A 17339-nucleotide genomic window follows, 5' to 3' on the forward strand; every position below is an offset into this window, starting at 1 on the left:
TTAATATTCAAAGCGCACCAAAACTGCACTTTCAATCACTACCCCGAGCCCGACTTTATTTAAACAAGAACAAGGAACATCACCTGTGACCCGCTAAAACACTGACCCGCACCAAATCAGTCCGCCACGCACCATCAAGCGTCCTGGCCGACACGAGAACAGCCGCTCTATCTCGCTGAACAGCGCGATACAGCGCCAAGCCTGTCTCGCCCCGAAAAAAGCCCTGCAAACAGGGCCGTCGGGAGGTTATGCGCCCATGAAAACCGGCGTGCTCAATGAAACTTATATAAATGCGACATAGGTATCATCCGTGAAATAGCCGCTACACAATTGGTCACTCTTTGGCACAGCGGTTGCTATTGCATCAATCATGAGGGCAAGAATGATGTTCGCCACTCAATTGCATACTCACTTATAAAAGAACAGCCACGGACCGGATCAATGAACCATCGAAGTTGGCATTACTGAAGCAACAAGCTGCACAAGCCCTGTTCAATAGATAGTTCAACTATCGGCTTCTGCACACCTGTATGAAAGTTGCGACCACTCACTCGAACAACGCTGTGTTGTTCGAACGGCACCTTATTGCCCTTCATCCACCCGAGGGAGCTTTAATGAACGATGCGGTAAAGCACAGAACACCGCCGGGGCCATTACCGAACGAAGCGCTTGCGTCGGTGGCGGATCGGCCCGTCTATAAGGCCAACACTTCGCAGCCCGGCGGCCTGAACAAACAGCAGATGCTGTTGCTGGTGGCGGTGTCGGCGTTGATACACGGCGGCGCCTGGTGGTTTTTCCAGCAGGCCAGGGCCGAGCCGCTGCCCACGCCACCGGAAATTCCGGAAATGACCGTCGAGCTGACCAGCCCGACACCTCCGGCCCCGCCGACACCGGAGCCGCCGCCCCCACCACCGCCCCCGCCCGAGCCGGAACAACCGGTGGAAGACGAGGACGCAGTCAAGCCGCCCAAACCGGTGGAGAAACCCAAGCCGATCGAAAAACCGAAACCGGTCGAGAAACCCAAACCGGTGAAAAAGGTCGAGCCGCCGAAAGCGCCGCCCGCCCCTGCGCAACCGACTGCACCTGCCACCCCGGCCACTCAGAGCGCGCCACCGGCACCTGCGGCGGCACCGGGTCCGGTGAAAGAGACGGCGGCGATTTCCGGCCTCGCCAGCCTCGGCAACCCGCCGCCGGAATACCCGTCGCTGGCCCTGCGGCGCAACTGGGAAGGCAGCGTGGTGCTGCGGATTCAGGTGCTGGCCAACGGTCGCGCGGGCTCGGTGACGGTGACCAAGTCCAGCGGCAAGCCGCAACTGGATGACGCAGCGGTCGCGGCGGTGAAGGCCTGGAAGTTCATTCCGGCCAAACGCGGCGACACACCGATCGACGGCTTCGCCACCCAGACCATCGATTTCAAATTGCCGCAATGACGGCGCGACAACCGAACTCACAACCGATTAACGCAAGCGAGGTGTAGCCATGAACGATTCTTTGTCTTCGATGATTGTCCCCGGCGTGCTCTGGGGGCTGGTGCTGTTTTCCGTGGTCAGCTGGGCGATCCTGCTGGTCAAGTCGGCGCAATACCTGCGCCAGAAAACCCAGAACCGGCAGTTCAGCAAAGCCTTCTGGGGCGCGCCGGATTTGCTCACCGCCGCCGAACACGCCAGCCAATATCCGGGCTCGCTCGCGCGAATCGCCAGCAGCGGTTTCGAAGCCCTGCTGGTGGAAGAATCCCCGCGCACCACCCAGCAACTGGCGCACACCATCAACCGTTCCGACCGACTGGAACGCAATCTGCGCCAACAGATCCAGAAGGAACGCCGCTCGCTGGAAAACGGCCAGGCGATTCTCGCAAGTATCGGCAGCACCGCGCCGTTCATTGGCCTGTTCGGTACCGTGTGGGGAATCATGGAAGCCCTGCAAAGCATCGGCGCCAGCGGTTCGGCCAGCCTGGAAACCGTGGCCGGGCCCATCGGCCACGCGCTGATCGCCACCGGTGTGGGGATTGCCGTCGCGGTGCCGGCGGTGCTGATTTACAACTTCTTCCTGCGGCGCCTGAAGCTGGCCTCGGCTGACATGGATGACTTCGCCCACGACTTCGATGCCCTCGCCTCGCGCAGCGCGTTTTCGATCAGCCGCCAGGCTATCGCCAAATCCACAGCCGCCGTGCGGGAGGCCAGCTGATGTCCTTTTCCACTCAAGACAGCGATGAAGTGCTCAGCGAAATGAACGTCACGCCGCTGGTAGACGTGATGCTCGTGCTGCTGGTGGTGTTCATCGTCACCGCGCCGCTGATGACCAACGCGATCAAGGTCAACCTGCCGAAAACCGACGCCGTCGCTCCCGCCGAAAAGAAAGATCCGGTGGTGGTCAGCGTGGATCAGGACGGCAAGTTCTTCCTGGCCAAGACCGAGCTGGCGCCGGAGTCACTGGAGGCCAGCCTCAAGGAGGTCAAGGCCAAGGACGCCGAAGTACGCGTGCAGCTGCAGGCCGACTCCGCCGTGAATTACGGCCAGGTTGCCAAAGCCATGGCGTCCATCGAGCGCTCGGGCATCACCAAAATATCGGTGATGACCACCCGCTGACAGCGGTGCCGGGCGCGCAGTGAGGGACGCGCCCGGCACCGTTGGCTGAATCCCGTCGCAATCGGCCGACCGAAAAAACGCAGCGCGTCTTCGGAGGGGATCGGCTTGCTTGAAGAAAGTGGTTTTCGCGGCGCGGCACCACCGTGCTCCGCGCAAAGAGGGCTCACAAGGCCATTTCGATAAACGTCTAACAAAGTCGGAAACAACCATGCTGATGAACACTCCACGCTTCACGCTCAAACCCTTGGTGGCGACGATTTCCCGCCACCGTTTCGTTCCGTTGTACCTGGTGGCCATGGGTATGGGCGCCGGGGTTCAGGCGGCCGAGGACGACAACAACGTCCCGGCCGCCGCTGCGGTGGTCGCACCGACTACGCAACTGCAACGGGTCGAGGTCACCGGTTCGGCAATCCGTCGGGTCGACGCGGAAACGGCGGTGCCGATCACCGTGCTCAAGGCCGATGAGCTGCGTAAACAGGGCGTGACCACCACCGCCGAACTGGTGCAGCGCATCACCGGCAGCCAGTCGATCAACAACAGCGCAGGCTCGGTCGGCGCGGCCACCGGCGGCGCCTCGTTCGCCGACATGCGCGGCATCGGCGCGAACAAGACACTGGTGCTGCTCAACGGTCGCCGGCTGGCCAACAACGCGCTGTCGGGCACCAACTCGGCCGGCGGCGCGGTGGATCTGAACATGATCCCGTTTGCCGCGATCGAGCGCGTGGAAGTACTGCGCGACGGCGCCTCGGCCCTGTACGGCACCGATGCCATCGGCGGCGTGATCAATTTCATCACCAAAAAATCCATGACCGACGGCCAGCTCACCCTCGGCGGCGAAACCCCGACCCACAGCGGCGGCGGTGCGACCAAGGACATGAGCGCCAGTTGGGGCTACGGCGACCTGGAGCAGGACCGCTTCAACGTGCTCGGCGTGTTCAACTACAACAAGCAGCAGAACCTCGACGCCAACGACCGCTCCTTCGCCCGCGACTACGTGCCCGGCCGTGGCCTGGACCAGACCTCAGGCACCGCGTTCCCCGGCAACTACAGCCAGAATGGCAACGCCACCAATCCACTGGCCAACAGCAATTGTAACGGCCCCAACCTGGTGGCCCGTGACGGCCTCTGCCGCTTCAGCACCCGCGAATACATCGACCTGGTGCCGCAGACAGAGAAGACTTCGTTCTTCGGCAAGACCACCGCCAAACTGGCCGACGATCACAACGTCAACCTCGAATACTTCTGGTCGCGCAACAACAACGCCACCGCCGTGGGACCTGCGCCATTGACCGGCCTGAGCCTGGATTCGTCCTCGCCCTACTACCCCGGCAACGGCATCACCCCGGCGCCCACAGGTTTCGCCCTCGACCCGACGCAACCGGTGGACGTGAACTGGCGCGAAACCGCCGCCGGCCCCCGCGAATCGAAAGACCAGAACACCAGCCAGCGCTTTTTGCTGAGCTTCGACGGTCTGGTCGGCGGCTGGGACTACAACGTCGGCGCCTCGTACAACCAGAACAAGATCGTCTCCAGCGTCACCAGCGGCTACGTCAGCGATCAGGCGATGATCAGTGGTCTGGCCAGCGGCCTGCTCAACCCGTTCGGCCCGCAGACCAGTGCCGGTCAGCAGTACATCGACCAAGCCATGTACCACGGTGCCTATTCCACGGCAGTCGGTCGGGTCGCCGGTTTCGACGGGCGGATCAGCCGCGAGATCGGCGACTGGTTCGGCGCCGGCCCGGCCGGTCTGGCACTGGGCGGCGAATACCGCAAAGAGAAATTCCATCAGGACTTCGAGTCGTTCGCCGGTGATATCCAGAGCCTGGGCATCGACCCGGCCGGCAGCGTCGAGGGCGACCGCAGCGTGAAAGCCGCCTACGCGGAAATCAACGTGCCGGTGCTCGACAGCCTGGAACTGTCCGCCGCCGTGCGTCACGACAAATACAGCGATTTCGGCAGCACCACCAACCCGAAATATTCGTTCCGCTATCAGCCACTCAAGGAACTGGTGGTGCGCGGTGCTTACAGCGAAGGCTTCCGCGCACCGTCGCTGTATGAGCTGTATTCACCGCGCAGCATCACCTACACCCAGGGCTACTACAACGACCCGGTGCTGTGTACCGGCGGCGTGGTGCAACCGGGCGGCAACGGCGGACGCGATTGCGGTCAGCAGTTCCTCAACCAGATCGGCGGCAACGAAGACCTGGCACCGGAGAAAGCACGCAACGTGACCTTGGGCTTCGTTTATCAGCCGGTCAACAATCTGTCCGTGGGACTGGACTTCTGGTGGATTCACATCTCCAACCAGATCCAGCCGTTCCCGGAGTCCACCGTGTTCGATCAGGCCGGCAGCTACCCCGACCGCTTCGTGCGCAACGCCGACGGCACGCTCAATTACATCGTCACCGGCAACGCCAACCTCGGCATCGTCGAAACCAACGGCGTTGACGTGTCGCTGGACTATCGCTTCCCGAACACGCCGTACGGTCAGTTCGGTCTGGGCCTGCAAGGCACTTACGTCGACGAGTACGACTTTCAGAGCACCATCAAGGGCCCGTTCACCGACAAGGTCGGCGACTTCAAGGGCGATGGTGTGATTGCCCGCTGGAAACACAACCTGACCGGTTCCTGGACCTTCGGCGCGGCCCGCGCGGCACTGACCAACCGCTTCACCACCGGCTACAACGACTACGACCGCGAGACCAACGCACGGGTCGCGTCGTACTCGGTGTGGGACCTGTCGGCCGGCTACACCTTCGACAAGGTGCTGGACGTGGATGCGGGAGTGAAGAACCTGTTCGACCGCGACCCGCCGTTCACCAACCAGGCCTACAACTTCCAGAGCGGCTATGACCCGCGCTACACCGATCCGCTGGGCCGCACGCTGTTTGCGCGCATGACGTACCACTTCTAAGGATCGAGCACTGCATAACCCTGTGGGAGCTGGCTTGCCAGCGATGGCGTCGTGTCAGCCGACATCGACTGCACTGACATACCGCTATCGCTGGCAAGTCAGCTCCCACATGGGCTCCTTGTTCTTTCAGAGGTTTGAGGAGTGATCTCATGAACCTTTTGCGCAACATGGCCGGCCTGCTGCTCGGCAGTGCGCTGCTGTGCAACGCGGCATCCGCGCTGGCCGCCGGCAGCTACGCGATGACGGTGTACGGCGAGGCGCCAAAATACCCCGCCGGTTTCCAGCACTTCGATTTCGTCAATCCCGACGCCCCGAAGGGAGGCTCGCTCAGCCGCGCCTCAATGGAAATCGGTCAGTACAACTACATCACCCCGTATGCCGATCAGGGCATTTCCGTGGTGCAGGTCAACGACTGGGTGTATTCGCCGCTGGCGTTCCGCTCGCTGGACGAGCCCTACACCGTCTATGGTCTGGTGGCGCAAACCATGGAGCGCGATACCGACGGTCTTTGGGTGCGTTTCAACCTCAATCCCGAGGCACGTTTCGCCGACGGTACACCGATCACCGCCGAGGACGTGCGCTACACCTTCGAGCTGCTGATGACCAAAGGCAGTCTGAGTTATCGCCAGCAATACGCCGATGTGCAGGACGTGCTGATCGAAGGTCCGCGACAGATTCGCTTCACCTTCAAGAACAACCTCAACCGCACCCTGGCGCTGGATCTGGCATCGCTGCGGCCAGTGCCCGAGCACTGGTGGAAAACCCGTGATTTCGCCAACGGCGGCGGCTTCGAACCACCACTGGGCAGCGGCCCGTACCGGGTGAGCAAGGTCGATGCGGGGCGCAGCATCGGTTTCCAGCGCGATCCGGATTGGTGGGGCAAGGACTTGCCGGTCAGTCGCGGGATGTACAACTTCGACAGCCTGACCGTGAACTTCTATGGCGACACCGACGTCGCCCGACAACTGCTGCAGGCCGGGGCGTTCGACTACAACCGCGAGTTTTCTTCATCCGGCTACGTGGTCGGTTACGACAGCCCGGCCCTGCGCGACGGTCGCCTGCAACAGGCGATTCTCGCCCCGGACAAACCGACCAGCGCCCAGGGGTTTGTGTTCAACCTGCAGAACCCGCTGTTCAAGGATCGCCGCGTGCGTCAGGCGCTGAGCCTGCTGTGGGATTTCGAGTGGACCAACAAGCAGATGATGCGCGGCTTCTACGTGCGCCAGAACAGCTACTGGCCGAAGAGTGAAATGGCCGCCACCGCCCTGCCCGACGCCGCAGAACTGGCGATCCTCGAGCCGCTGCGCGGACAGATCCCGGACGAAGTTTTCAACCGGGTCTATCAGGCGCCGAAAACCGATGGCAGCGGCTACATCCGCGACAAGCAGTTGCAGGCGCTGAAACTGCTGGCGGAGGCCGGATGGACGCCGAAAAACAACCGCCTGGTAAACGCCGCCGGACAGCCATTCGAATTCACCTTCCTCGACGGCCAGGGCGGCTTCGACCGCATGCTGCTGCCCTACAAACGCACCCTGGCGCAGATCGGCATCACCCTGAATCTGCGGCGCGTCGATTCGGCGCAGTACATCAACCGGCTCAACGCCCGGGACTACGACATGATCGTTACCAGTTTCCCCCGCAGCGGCGATCCGATCGTCTCGCCGGGCCGCGAGTTGTACAGCCTGTATGCCTCGCAGAGCGCCACACAAGTCGGCAGCTCCAATTCGATGGTGCTGGCGGACCCGGCGGTAGACCGGCTGATCGACGGCCTCGTCCAGGCCAATACCCGCGACGCCATGGTGCGTTACGCCCGCGCCCTCGACCGGGTGCTGCAATGGGGTGACTACATGATTCCCAACTACTACTCCAAAGGCACGCCGACGGTGTATCAGAACCGCTTCGGCAGGCCGTCGGTGCAACCGATTTACAGCGAAGGCCTCGACACTTGGTGGGAAGTCTCGGCCAAGCCGCTGACCAACCAGCAGATGAGTGCCCTGCACCAACTCGCGGGGGGCCAGTGACATGTGGCGTTATCTGAGTCGACGTCTGTTGCTGATCATCCCGACGCTGCTGTGCATTCTGGTGGTCAACTTCGTCATCGTGCAGGCGGCGCCCGGCGGTCCAGTGGAGCAGGCCATCGCTCGCCTGCAAGGCTTCGGCGGGCACAGCATGGGCGGCGCCAGCGAAGTGACCGCGATCGGCGGTGCCGGGCGCAGCAGCCGTGGCCTGGACCCGGCGCTGATCGAAGAGATCAAGCACCACTACGGTTTCGACCGACCGATGCACGAACGCCTGTGGCTGATGCTCAAGAACTACGCGCAACTGGACTTGGGCAGCAGTTTCTTTCGCGGTGCGAAGGTGACCGATCTGATCGTGCAGAAGCTGCCGGTGTCGCTGTCCCTCGGCCTGTGGGCGACCTTGATCACCTACCTGATTTCGATCCCGTTGGGGATCCGCAAGGCGATCAAAAACGGCAGCGCGTTCGATGTCTGGAGCAGCACGGCAATCATCGTCGGTTACGCGATGCCGGCGTTTCTGTTCGCGATTCTGTTGATCGTGGTGTTTGCCGGTGGCAGTTACGTCAACTGGTTTCCGGTACAGGGGCTGGTCTCGGACCACTTCGACAGCCTGAGCCTGTGGGGCAAGGTCGGCGACTACCTGTGGCACCTGGTGTTACCGGTGACGGCGCTGGTGATCGGCGGTTTTGCGACGCTGACGATCCTGACCAAAAACAGCTTCCTCAACGAGATCAGCCGTCAGTACGTGATCACCGCACGCGCCAAGGGCCTGACCGAAAGACGTGTGCTCTACGGCCATGTGTTTCGCAACGCGATGCTGCTGGTGGTGGCTGGTGTGCCGTCGGCATTGATCGAGGTGTTTTTCGCCGGTTCCCTGCTGATCGAAACCATCTTCAACCTCGATGGCCTCGGGCGCATGAGCTACGAAGCGGCGGTGTCACGGGACTACCCGGTGGTGTTCGGCACGCTGTTCCTGTTCACCCTGTTCGGCCTGTTGATCAAGCTGATCGGCGACCTCTGCTACACCCTGCTTGACCCGCGCATCGACTTCTCGGCGAGGACTGCCTGATGTTCACACTTTCCCCTATGGGCCGGCGGCGCATCGCGCAATTCAAGGCCAACCGTCGCGGGCGCTGGTCGCTGTGGCTGTTCGTCGGGCTGTGCCTGATCTGCCTCGGCGGCGAACTGATCGCCAACGACAAACCGCTGGTTATCCGCTACCACGACGCTTTTTACTTCCCGATCCTCAGCGATTATCAGGAAACCGATTTCGGCGGCGAATTGCCGTTCCAGCCGGATTACGCCAGCAATTACGTGCACCAACTGATCGAGGATCAGGGCGGCTGGATGCTGTTCCCGCCGATCCCGTTCAGCTACGACACGGTCAATTACGACCTTACGGAACCGGCGCCGAGCCCGCCATCCTCCAGCAACTGGCTGGGCACCGACGATCAGGCGCGGGACGTGTTGGCGCGGGTGATTTTCGGCACGCGGATTTCGATTCTGTTTGCGCTGATCCTCACCGCCGTCAGTGCGCTGGTCGGCATCGTGGCCGGGGCGTTGCAGGGTTATTACGGCGGCTGGGTCGACTTGCTCGGGCAGCGGGTGCTGGAGATCTGGTCGGGGCTGCCGGTGCTGTACCTGCTGATTATTTTGTCGGGGTTCGTCTCGCCGAGTTTCTGGTGGCTGCTGGGGATCATGGCGCTGTTTTCCTGGCTGGCACTGGTGGACGTGGTGCGCGCCGAGTTCCTGCGCGGGCGCAGCCTGGAATACGTCAAGGCCGCACGGGCCCTGGGCCTGACGGACAGCGAGCTGATGCGCCGGCACATTCTGCCCAACGCCATGACCTCCACCCTCACCTACCTGCCGTTCATTCTGACCGGCGCCATCGCCACCCTCACCGCGCTGGACTTTCTCGGCTTCGGCATGCCCGCCGGCACCGCGTCGCTGGGTGAACTGATCGGCCAGGCCAAGCGCAATCTGCAAGCGCCGTGGCTGGGGCTGACGGCGTTTTTTGCCCTGGCGCTGATTCTGTCCTTGCTGGTGTTTATCGGCGAAGCCTGCCGTGACGCATTCGATCCACGATCCTGATCCCCGGAGCTGAAATGACCGACAACCTGATTGAAATTCGCGACCTGCGCGTCGCCTTCGCCGGGCATGAAGTGGTGCACGGCGTGAACCTCGACATCCGCCGTGGCGAGTGCCTGGCACTGGTCGGCGAATCCGGCTCGGGCAAGTCGGTGACGGCGCACTCGATCCTGCGTTTGCTGCCAACCAAGACCGTCAGCAGCACGGGCAGCATCCGCTACAACGGCGTGGACTTGCTGCACGCCAGCGAACAACAGCTGCGCGGCTTGCGCGGCAACCGCATCGCGATGATTTTCCAGGAGCCGATGACTTCGCTGAACCCGCTGCACACGGTGGAAAAACAGATCAGCGAAGTGCTGGAGATCCACAAGGGGCTCAAGGGCCGCGCCGCGCGCCAGCGCACGCTGGAGCTGCTGGAACTGGTGGGCATCCGCCAACCGTTGCAGCGTTTGAAGGCCTATCCGCACCAGCTCTCCGGCGGCCAGCGGCAACGGGTGATGATCGCCATGGCCCTGGCCAACGAGCCTGAATTGCTGATCGCCGATGAGCCGACCACAGCGCTGGACGTGACCGTGCAACAGAAGATTCTCGAGCTGCTGATCGAGTTGCAGCAACGCCTCGGCATGTCGCTGCTGCTGATCAGTCACGACCTCAACCTGGTGCGGCGCATCGCCCAACGTGTGTGTGTGATGCGCCACGGGGAAATCGTCGAACAGGCCGATTGCGCAACGCTGTTCCGCACCCCGCAGCATCCTTACAGTCGCCTGCTGATCGAGGCCGAACCGTCGGGCGCACCAGTGCCGAGTCGCTACGATCACAACCTGCTGGAAGTGGACGATCTGAAAGTCTGGTTCCCGCTGCCCAAGGCGTTGTTCAGCCGCACCCAGGAATACATCAAGGCCGTGGACGGCGTGAGTTTCCGCCTGCAACGGGGCAAGACCCTGGGCATTGTCGGCGAGTCCGGCTCGGGCAAGTCGACGCTGGGCCAGGCGATTCTGCGGCTGGTGGAATCCGAAGGCGACATTCGGTTCGGCAACAAGCAATTGAGCCTGTTCAATCAGCGTTTGATGCGCCCGTTGCGCCGGCAGATCCAGGTGGTGTTCCAGGACCCGTTCGGCAGCCTCAGCCCACGGATGTCGGTGCAGCAGATCATCGCCGAAGGCCTGCTGACCCACGGTATCGGCACGGCCGAGGAACGTGAGGCGGCGGTGATCCGCGTGCTGGAGGAAGTCGGCCTCGACCCACGGAGCCGCCATCGCTATCCCCATGAATTCTCCGGCGGCCAGCGCCAGCGCATTTCCATCGCCCGGGCACTGGTGCTGGAACCGGCGCTGATACTGCTCGACGAACCGACCTCGGCGCTGGATCGCACGGTGCAGAAACAGGTGGTGGAATTGTTGCGGCAATTGCAGATCCGTCACGGCTTGACGTACCTGTTCATCAGCCATGACCTGGCGGTGGTGCATGCGCTGGCGCACGACTTGATGGTGATCAAGGATGGAAAAGTGGTGGAACAGGGATCATCGCGAGAGATTTTTGCAGCGCCGCAGCATGCTTATACGCAAGCGTTGCTCAAGGCTTCGGGTTTGGTACAGGTACAGAGTACCGAGCGAATGGCTGTGCTTTGAGAACCATCATCGGCGTCGATGTTCACCATCACGTCAATGAAGTTCTCATAAAAAATCCCGGGCGTAACATCGGCTCCATACCAACCAATAACACCCCGGAGCACAAAATCATGAAACGCCAAGTCATCCTCAGCATTGCCCTTTCGGTTCTGGCCTTCAACGCTTTTGCCGCCAAACCTGCCCACACCATGATCGCCGAAGGCGGTTCGGATCGTCTGATTGAACGCCGCGTCGCTGAAGGTGGCTCGGATCGCCTGATCGAACGCCGCGTCGCCGAAGGTGGTTCGGATCGTCTGATTGAACGTCGCGTCGCTGAAGGTGGCTCGGATCGTCTGATCGAACGCCGCGTCGCCGAAGGTGGCTCGGATCGTCTGATTGAACGTCGCGTCGCTGAAGGTGGTTCGGATCGCCTGATCGAACGCCGCGTCGCTGAAGGTGGTTCGGATCGTCTGATCGAACGTCGCGTCGCCTGAATGAATGGCTTGACCGCAACAACCCAGAAAAAACCCGGCTCCCGTCAGCCGGTTTTTTTTTATACCTTTTTGATCGTCCTCAGTCCTTGGCCATGCAGCGCCGATAGCGCTCGTCGACCCGTTTGGCAAACCACGCCGTGGTCAGTTTGCGGGTGATCTTCGGGCTTTGCAGCACGATGCCCGGCAGCACCGCACGAGGCAATGTCTTGCCTTCCGCACGCTCCGCCAGCTCGAACACCCGCTGATACAGTCTGGTTTCCTCGAAGGCCAGGCTATCGCCCTTCTCCAGTTGATCGCGGATCACCGGATTACGCATGCCCAGCGATTTGCCGAGGGTGCGCACCGCCAGTTCCGTGCTGCCCGGCATGATCGCGCCCGGGCGGATCAGGTCGCCATCCAGCGCCAGCGCAATGCCCGAAGCGCGGCTGACCGCGTTTTGAAACGCCGCGTTGCGACTGGCGTACCAGCCGGCGTTGAAGTCGGCAAAGCGGTACAGCGGCTCGCGGTAACTCACCGGATACCCCAACAAATGCGCGATACCGAAATACATCCCGCCACGACGGGTGAACACCTCGTGACGAATCGTCCCGTCCACCGGGTACGGATAGTCCTTGGCGTGCTGCTCGGCGAATTCGACGCTGACCTGCATCGGCCCGCCGGTGTGCACCGGGTTGAAACCGCTGAACAGCGTACGGCCCATCGGCACCGAGCCGATGAAGTCATCGAAAATCGCGCTCAATTCCTTTTCACTGCGGGCGGCGCTCAGGCGTTCGCTGTAGGTTTTGCCGTTGGGCGAGCGCACCTGCAAGGCACCACTGACCAACAGGCTCGGGATATGAACCTTGGCGGCGCGGCGGTCGATTTCGTCACGGGCGATCTTGCCCAGGCCGGGCACCGTCGGATCGACCTGAAAGGTGGACTCCTGCTCGGCAACGGCCAGCACCGAACACAGGTTTTGCGTGGTCGGGCTGATGCCCTGGGCGGCGAACGCGGCGTAGATGTCGGTGGCCCAGCCCTGGCGGTCGACGGTTTTTGCCGGCAGCAGGCGCACGATCTGCGCCTTGACCTCGGCGGGCGGGCGCGGCGCTGGTTCGATGCTGCGTTGACCGGCGCAACCGGCCAGCACCAGCAGCGCGGCGAGGCTGACGAATAATCGAGGGGTGTGCATAACGCTTCATCCAGTCCGTTGAGCCGGGTTAACCCTACGCGCAATCGCAGGGTGCAGGATAGGACTGCGGGCCGGCGGCGCTGTTCCATCGTCCCGTTTGGCAGGCCGACTGGCCGCCCTCGCCGACTGATCCATACTTGCTGCTGCACACGTAGCGGCATGCCGCAGGTCAGGACACGCGAGGAGGACAGCCCATGAACCGCAGTGATGTTCTGATCATCGGCGCAGGTCCCACCGGTCTGGTACTGGCCCTGTGGCTGAGCAAACTGGGCGTGCGCGTGCGCATCATCGACAAGACCTCCGCGCCGGGCACCACGTCGCGGGCGCTGGCGGTGCAGGCGCGCACCCTTGAGCTGTACCGGCAACTGGATCTGGCCGACACAGTGGTGCGCAACGGCCATCGGGTGGCCGCGGCGAATTTCTGGGTCAAGGGCAGGCCCGTGGCACAACTGCCGCTGAACCGGATCGGCGAAGGCCTGACGCCGTATGCGTTTCTCGAAATCTACCCGCAGGACGAACACGAGCGCTTGCTGATCGACCGCCTCGAAGACTACGACGTGAGGGTCGAGCGCAATACGACACTGGAGAGTTTCACGGAAAACGGTGACGGTCTCACCGCCCATCTGCGACTGCCGGATGGCGAGCAGGAAATCTGCCAGGCCTGTTACCTGGCCGGTTGCGACGGTGCCCGCTCGGTGGTGCGCAAGACCCTCGACACCGGTTTTCCCGGCGGCACCTATCAGCAGATCTTTTACGTCGCCGACGTCAAGGCCAGCGGCCCGGCGCTCAACGGCGACTTGCATCTGGATCTGGATGAGGCCGATTTTCTCGCGGTGTTCCCGCTGGCCGGCGAAGGCCGTGCACGGCTGATCGGCACGGTGCGCGATGAGCGTGCCGAGCGCGCCGAAACCCTGGAGTTTTCCGATGTCAGCAGCCGCGCCATCGAACATCTGAACGTGCACATCGAAGACGTCAACTGGTTCTCCACCTACCGCGTGCATCATCGGGTGGCGAATCACTTTCGCAAGGGCCGGGCGTTTCTGCTTGGCGACGCAGCCCACGTGCACAGCCCCGCCGGCGGCCAGGGCATGAACACCGGCATTGGCGATGCGATCAACCTGGCGTGGAAACTCGCGGCGGTGCTCGGCGGCGCAGCCACGCCAAAGCTGCTCGACAGCTACGAAACCGAACGCATCGCCTTCGCCCGGCGGCTGGTCTCGACCACCGACAAGGTTTTCAGCTTCGTCACCGCCGAAGGGCGAATGGCCGACCTGTTGCGCACACGGCTGGCACCGTTCGTGATCCCGAAATTGGCGTCATTCGAGACCAGCCGCGAATTCCTCTTTCGCACGGTGTCGCAAATCACCGTCAACTACCGGGGCATGGCCTTGAGCGAAGGCGTGGCCGGGCATGTCCACGGTGGCGACCGTTTGCCGTGGGCCCATGATGGCGAGGGGGACAATTACGAGCCGTTGCGCAACCCGTGCTGGCAGGTGCATGTGTACGGCGACACCAGCGACGAGATGATCGCCTGGTGCAATGAACATCACCTGCCGCTGCACGTGTTCGACTGGCGACCGGCGTTTGAGACGGCAGGCCTGGGGCGCAACGGTTTTTACCTGCTGCGCCCGGATACTTACGTGGCGATTGCCGACAACAGCGCGGATCCGAAGGTGATCGAGCGGTATTTTCGTGATCACGGGATCCGGCCGTTTTTCAATTGCCCCTGAAGATCAAATCCCGGCCAGCGCCAGATCCATCGCAAAGTAAGTGAAGATCAGGTCCGCACCGGCACGCTTGATCGCGCCGAGGCTCTCGCGCACCACGCGGTCTTCGTCGATGGCCCCGGCCTGGGCGCCGAACTTGATCATCGCGTACTCGCCGCTGACCTGATATGCCGACAACGGCAGGTTCGAGGCCTGGCGGATGTCGCGGATGATGTCGAGGTATGCGCCGGCCGGTTTGACCATCAGCGCATCGGCCCCTTCCTGTTCGTCGAGCAGCGATTCGCGCAGGGCTTCGCGGCGGTTCATCGGGTTCATCTGATAGCTTTTGCGGTCGCCCTTCAGCGCACTGCCGCCGGCCTCGCGGAACGGGCCGTAGAGTGCCGAGGCGAATTTGGTCGAGTAGGCCATGATCGCGGTCTGGGTGAATCCGGCATCGTCCAGCGCCCGGCGAATGGCCTGCACCTGACCATCCATCGCTGCCGACGGCGCGATCACGTCGGCACCGGCACGGGCGGCAGCCACGGCTTGCTTGCCGAGGTTGATCAGGGTCTGGTCGTTGTCGACTTCATGGTTGTGCATCACGCCGCAATGACCGTGGTCGGTGTACTCGCAGAAGCAGGTGTCGGACATCACGATCATTTCCGGCACGGCATCCTTGGCGATCCGCGACATGCGCGACACCAGTCCGTTTTCGCGCCAGGTGTCGCTGCCGCTGGCGTCCAGGTGATGGGACACACCGAAGGTCATCACCGACTTGATCCCGGCCCGGGCATAGCGCTCGATCTCGCTGGCCAGCTTGCGCTCCGGAATGCGCATCACACCGGGCATGCTTTTGATCGGCACGAAGTCATCGATCTCTTCTTCGACGAAGATCGGCAGCACCAGATCATTGAGGGTGAACTCGGTCTCCTGGAACAGGCTGCGCAGGCTCGCATTGCGGCGCAGACGGCGTGGACGTGCTTCGGGGAACTGACTGGACATGGGGCCTTTCCTGAAAACGGCGGATGAGACGAAAGTCGTAGGGGGCGAAGCTTATGCCTTGCGGGGGACGAGGTACAAACCTGGATCAATCAAGAGTGCGTTACCGGGCGCGCAATAATCGCCGGCCCTCACGCCGGCGACTCTGATCGTCAAAGCCTCAGTTGCCCCTCAATGCACGTGACCACGGAGCCGCCGATCCAGATCTCGTTCCCGAGCCGGTTTATCCGCAACTTTCCCGCTCGGCCCATGCTCAAGCCCTGGCTGACGGTATAGGACTCGGGCGCCAGGCCCTCGGCCAATAACCATTGGGCAATCCCGGCATTCAGGCTTCCGGTGGCCGGATCCTCGGGCATGCCATCTCCGGAAATGAACGCACGCACCTCAAACCGGGCCTCGTCACCGTCGCGCTCGGGATCCCACGCCGCGATGACGCCCACCGCCAGGCCCTGCATCTGCGAATGATCCGGTTGCAGGTTCAGCACCTGTTGCCGGTCCTTGAGCATCACCGCGAGCCACCCCGCACCGTTGTCCACCCATTGCGCCCGGACAACCTCATCAGGGGTGATTCCCAGTCCGCGCTGCACCCGCTCCATGACGTCAGCCTCGACCGGTCCCGACCTCAGGAGCGGCGGCGCGAGAAAAGCGAGTTCAGAGCCTTCGCGCCTGATTCTTACCAGTCCGACGCCGCACTCCTGAATGATCTCCGCACCCTTGGGCACGCCGCCTGCCTGCAGCCAGGCGTGGCAGGTGCCCAGGGTCGGATGCCCGGCAAACGGCAGTTCGCTCAGTGTCGTGAAGATCCTCACGCGATAGTCGGCGCGAGGGTCCTGCGGCTCAAGAATGAAGGTGGTTTCACTCAGGTTGGTCCAGTTGGCAAAGGCCGCCATGCGCTCATCGCTCAGGGAGCCGGCATCAAAGACCACCGCCAGCGGGTTGCCCTTCAAGGCAGTCTGGCTGAAAACATCGACTTGCTTGAAATGGAACGAATCCATGCATCGTCCTTATTGAGGAATCGTCAGACCACGCACCACCGCCGGCCGCGCCAGAAAGCGCTCCAGCACCCGGGTGACGTTCGGGAAGTCCTTGATGCCGACCAGATCGCCCGCCTCGTAGAAACCGATCAGATTGCGCACCCACGGGAACGTGGCGATGTCGGCGATGGTGTAGCGCTCGCCCATGATCCAGTCGCGTCCTTCGAGGCGGGTGTTCAGAACGTTGAGCAGGCGCTTGCTTTCGTCGACGTAACGGTCGCGGGGACGCTTGTCTTCATAATCCTTGCCGGCGAATTTGTTGAAGAAGCCGAGCTGGCCGAACATCGGGCCGATGCCGCCCATCTGGAACATCAGCCACTGAATGGTTTCGTAGCGCAGTGCGCCTTCCTGGGCCAGCAACTGGCCGCTTTTGTCGGCGAGATAAATCAGGATCGCGCCGGACTCGAACAACGGCAGCGGTTTGTCCTCGGGGCCATGGGGATCGAGGATCGCCGGGATCTTGTTGTTCGGGTTCAACGACAGGAAGGCCGGCGACATCTGGTCGTTGGTGTCGAAGCCCACGCGATGAGGCTCGTAAGGCAGACCGATCTCTTCGAGCATGATCGAGACCTTGACGCCGTTGGGAGTCGGCAGGGAATAGAGCTGAATCCAGTCGGGGTACTGCGCCGGCCATTTCTGGGTGATCGGGAACGCGGACAGATCGGTCATGTGTAGCATCCAGTCACAAATGAGAAGCCTGAGCATAATCCACGTTTTGCGCGCTGG

Annotated in this window: 14 protein-coding genes; 10 read left to right on the forward strand and 4 right to left on the reverse strand. The window is 62.4% G+C overall.

The genetic code is table 11. The features are described from left to right. Window positions 1–614 precede the first annotated feature (614 nt). The 9 genes from NWV16_RS18220 (at window position 615) to NWV16_RS18260 (ending at window position 11706) form a co-directional block, all read left to right on the forward strand. Window positions 615–1430: a TonB family protein gene (locus tag NWV16_RS18220; protein ID WP_260520188.1), complete on the forward strand. Its 816-nt coding sequence runs from the start codon at window positions 615–617 to the stop codon at window positions 1428–1430. A 49-nt stretch (window positions 1431–1479) separates the two neighbouring features. Further along, window positions 1480–2184, forward strand: coding sequence for a MotA/TolQ/ExbB proton channel family protein (locus tag NWV16_RS18225; RefSeq protein WP_007959058.1), 705 nt, complete (start codon window positions 1480–1482; stop codon window positions 2182–2184). Further along, the gene (locus NWV16_RS18230) at window positions 2184–2585 is read left to right on the forward strand and encodes an ExbD/TolR family protein (protein ID WP_007959059.1); all 402 of its coding nucleotides are present in this window, start codon (window positions 2184–2186) and stop codon (window positions 2583–2585) included. The genes NWV16_RS18225 and NWV16_RS18230 overlap by 1 nt, the downstream gene beginning before the upstream one ends. Before the next feature lie 208 nt (window positions 2586–2793). Beyond that, window positions 2794–5499, forward strand: a complete 2706-nt coding sequence (locus NWV16_RS18235; protein ID WP_085733583.1) for a TonB-dependent receptor — start codon at window positions 2794–2796, stop codon at window positions 5497–5499. A 149-nt stretch (window positions 5500–5648) separates the two neighbouring features. Continuing rightward, complete coding sequence (locus tag NWV16_RS18240) at window positions 5649–7520, forward strand: extracellular solute-binding protein (protein WP_260520189.1); 1872 nt, start codon at window positions 5649–5651, stop codon at window positions 7518–7520. Between the two features lies 1 nt (window position 7521). Next, window positions 7522–8586, forward strand: coding sequence for a microcin C ABC transporter permease YejB (locus NWV16_RS18245; protein WP_085733581.1), 1065 nt, complete (start codon window positions 7522–7524; stop codon window positions 8584–8586). Beyond that, entirely contained in the window at window positions 8586–9608 is a 1023-nt protein-coding gene (locus tag NWV16_RS18250) for an ABC transporter permease (RefSeq protein WP_085733580.1), read from the forward strand. Before NWV16_RS18245 ends, NWV16_RS18250 begins: the two co-directional genes overlap by 1 nt. A gap of 14 nt (window positions 9609–9622) precedes the next feature. After that, window positions 9623–11233: an ABC transporter ATP-binding protein gene (locus NWV16_RS18255; protein WP_260520190.1), complete on the forward strand. Its 1611-nt coding sequence runs from the start codon at window positions 9623–9625 to the stop codon at window positions 11231–11233. 110 nt (window positions 11234–11343) lie between these two features. Next, window positions 11344–11706, forward strand: coding sequence for a hypothetical protein (locus NWV16_RS18260; RefSeq protein ID WP_039770223.1), 363 nt, complete (start codon window positions 11344–11346; stop codon window positions 11704–11706). A gap of 79 nt (window positions 11707–11785) precedes the next feature. Here the strand turns inward: NWV16_RS18260 and NWV16_RS18265 are convergent, their stop codons facing one another. Next, the gene (locus NWV16_RS18265; protein ID WP_260520191.1) at window positions 11786–12874 is read right to left on the reverse strand and encodes a DUF1615 domain-containing protein; all 1089 of its coding nucleotides are present in this window, start codon (window positions 12872–12874) and stop codon (window positions 11786–11788) included. A 194-nt stretch (window positions 12875–13068) separates the two neighbouring features. Here NWV16_RS18265 and NWV16_RS18270 point away from each other — a divergent pair, with 194 nt between their 5' ends. After that, entirely contained in the window at window positions 13069–14604 is a 1536-nt protein-coding gene (locus tag NWV16_RS18270; RefSeq protein ID WP_260520192.1) for an FAD-dependent oxidoreductase, read from the forward strand. 3 nt (window positions 14605–14607) lie between these two features. Here NWV16_RS18270 and hemB read toward each other — a convergent pair whose 3' ends face one another. The 3 genes from hemB to NWV16_RS18285 all read right to left on the reverse strand — a co-directional run bounded on the left by hemB (window position 14608) and on the right by NWV16_RS18285 (window position 17282). Further along, window positions 14608–15582, reverse strand: coding sequence for a porphobilinogen synthase (gene hemB / locus NWV16_RS18275; RefSeq protein WP_065259383.1), 975 nt, complete (start codon window positions 15580–15582; stop codon window positions 14608–14610). A 149-nt stretch (window positions 15583–15731) separates the two neighbouring features. After that, window positions 15732–16574 (reverse strand): PhzF family phenazine biosynthesis protein, encoded by an 843-nt coding sequence (locus NWV16_RS18280; RefSeq protein ID WP_260520193.1) that lies wholly within the window; start codon window positions 16572–16574, stop codon window positions 15732–15734. 9 nt (window positions 16575–16583) lie between these two features. Beyond that, window positions 16584–17282, reverse strand: coding sequence for a glutathione binding-like protein (locus tag NWV16_RS18285; RefSeq protein ID WP_260520194.1), 699 nt, complete (start codon window positions 17280–17282; stop codon window positions 16584–16586). Window positions 17283–17339: the final 57 nt, after the last annotated feature.

The sequence above is a fragment of the Pseudomonas sp. BW7P1 genome (assembly GCF_024981055.1).
Classification (GTDB): Bacteria; Pseudomonadota; Gammaproteobacteria; order Pseudomonadales; family Pseudomonadaceae; genus Aquipseudomonas; species Aquipseudomonas bananamidigenes.

What these genes read in the sequence shown, in the direction of transcription:
- NWV16_RS18250 (WP_085733580.1), top strand. Translation starts at nt 8,586, where the DNA reads ATGTTCACACTTTCCCCTATGGGCCGGCGGCGCATCGCGCAATTCAAG.
- NWV16_RS18280 (WP_260520193.1), bottom strand. Translation starts at nt 16,574, where the DNA reads ATGGATTCGTTCCATTTCAAGCAAGTCGATGTTTTCAGCCAGACTGCC.
- NWV16_RS18225 (WP_007959058.1), top strand. Translation starts at nt 1,480, where the DNA reads ATGAACGATTCTTTGTCTTCGATGATTGTCCCCGGCGTGCTCTGGGGG.
- hemB (WP_065259383.1), bottom strand. Translation starts at nt 15,582, where the DNA reads ATGTCCAGTCAGTTCCCCGAAGCACGTCCACGCCGTCTGCGCCGCAAT.
- NWV16_RS18245 (WP_085733581.1), top strand. Translation starts at nt 7,522, where the DNA reads ATGTGGCGTTATCTGAGTCGACGTCTGTTGCTGATCATCCCGACGCTG.
- NWV16_RS18240 (WP_260520189.1), top strand. Translation starts at nt 5,649, where the DNA reads ATGAACCTTTTGCGCAACATGGCCGGCCTGCTGCTCGGCAGTGCGCTG.
- NWV16_RS18260 (WP_039770223.1), top strand. Translation starts at nt 11,344, where the DNA reads ATGAAACGCCAAGTCATCCTCAGCATTGCCCTTTCGGTTCTGGCCTTC.
- NWV16_RS18265 (WP_260520191.1), bottom strand. Translation starts at nt 12,874, where the DNA reads ATGCACACCCCTCGATTATTCGTCAGCCTCGCCGCGCTGCTGGTGCTG.
- NWV16_RS18285 (WP_260520194.1), bottom strand. Translation starts at nt 17,282, where the DNA reads ATGACCGATCTGTCCGCGTTCCCGATCACCCAGAAATGGCCGGCGCAG.
- NWV16_RS18270 (WP_260520192.1), top strand. Translation starts at nt 13,069, where the DNA reads ATGAACCGCAGTGATGTTCTGATCATCGGCGCAGGTCCCACCGGTCTG.
- NWV16_RS18235 (WP_085733583.1), top strand. Translation starts at nt 2,794, where the DNA reads ATGCTGATGAACACTCCACGCTTCACGCTCAAACCCTTGGTGGCGACG.
- NWV16_RS18220 (WP_260520188.1), top strand. Translation starts at nt 615, where the DNA reads ATGAACGATGCGGTAAAGCACAGAACACCGCCGGGGCCATTACCGAAC.
- NWV16_RS18230 (WP_007959059.1), top strand. Translation starts at nt 2,184, where the DNA reads ATGTCCTTTTCCACTCAAGACAGCGATGAAGTGCTCAGCGAAATGAAC.
- NWV16_RS18255 (WP_260520190.1), top strand. Translation starts at nt 9,623, where the DNA reads ATGACCGACAACCTGATTGAAATTCGCGACCTGCGCGTCGCCTTCGCC.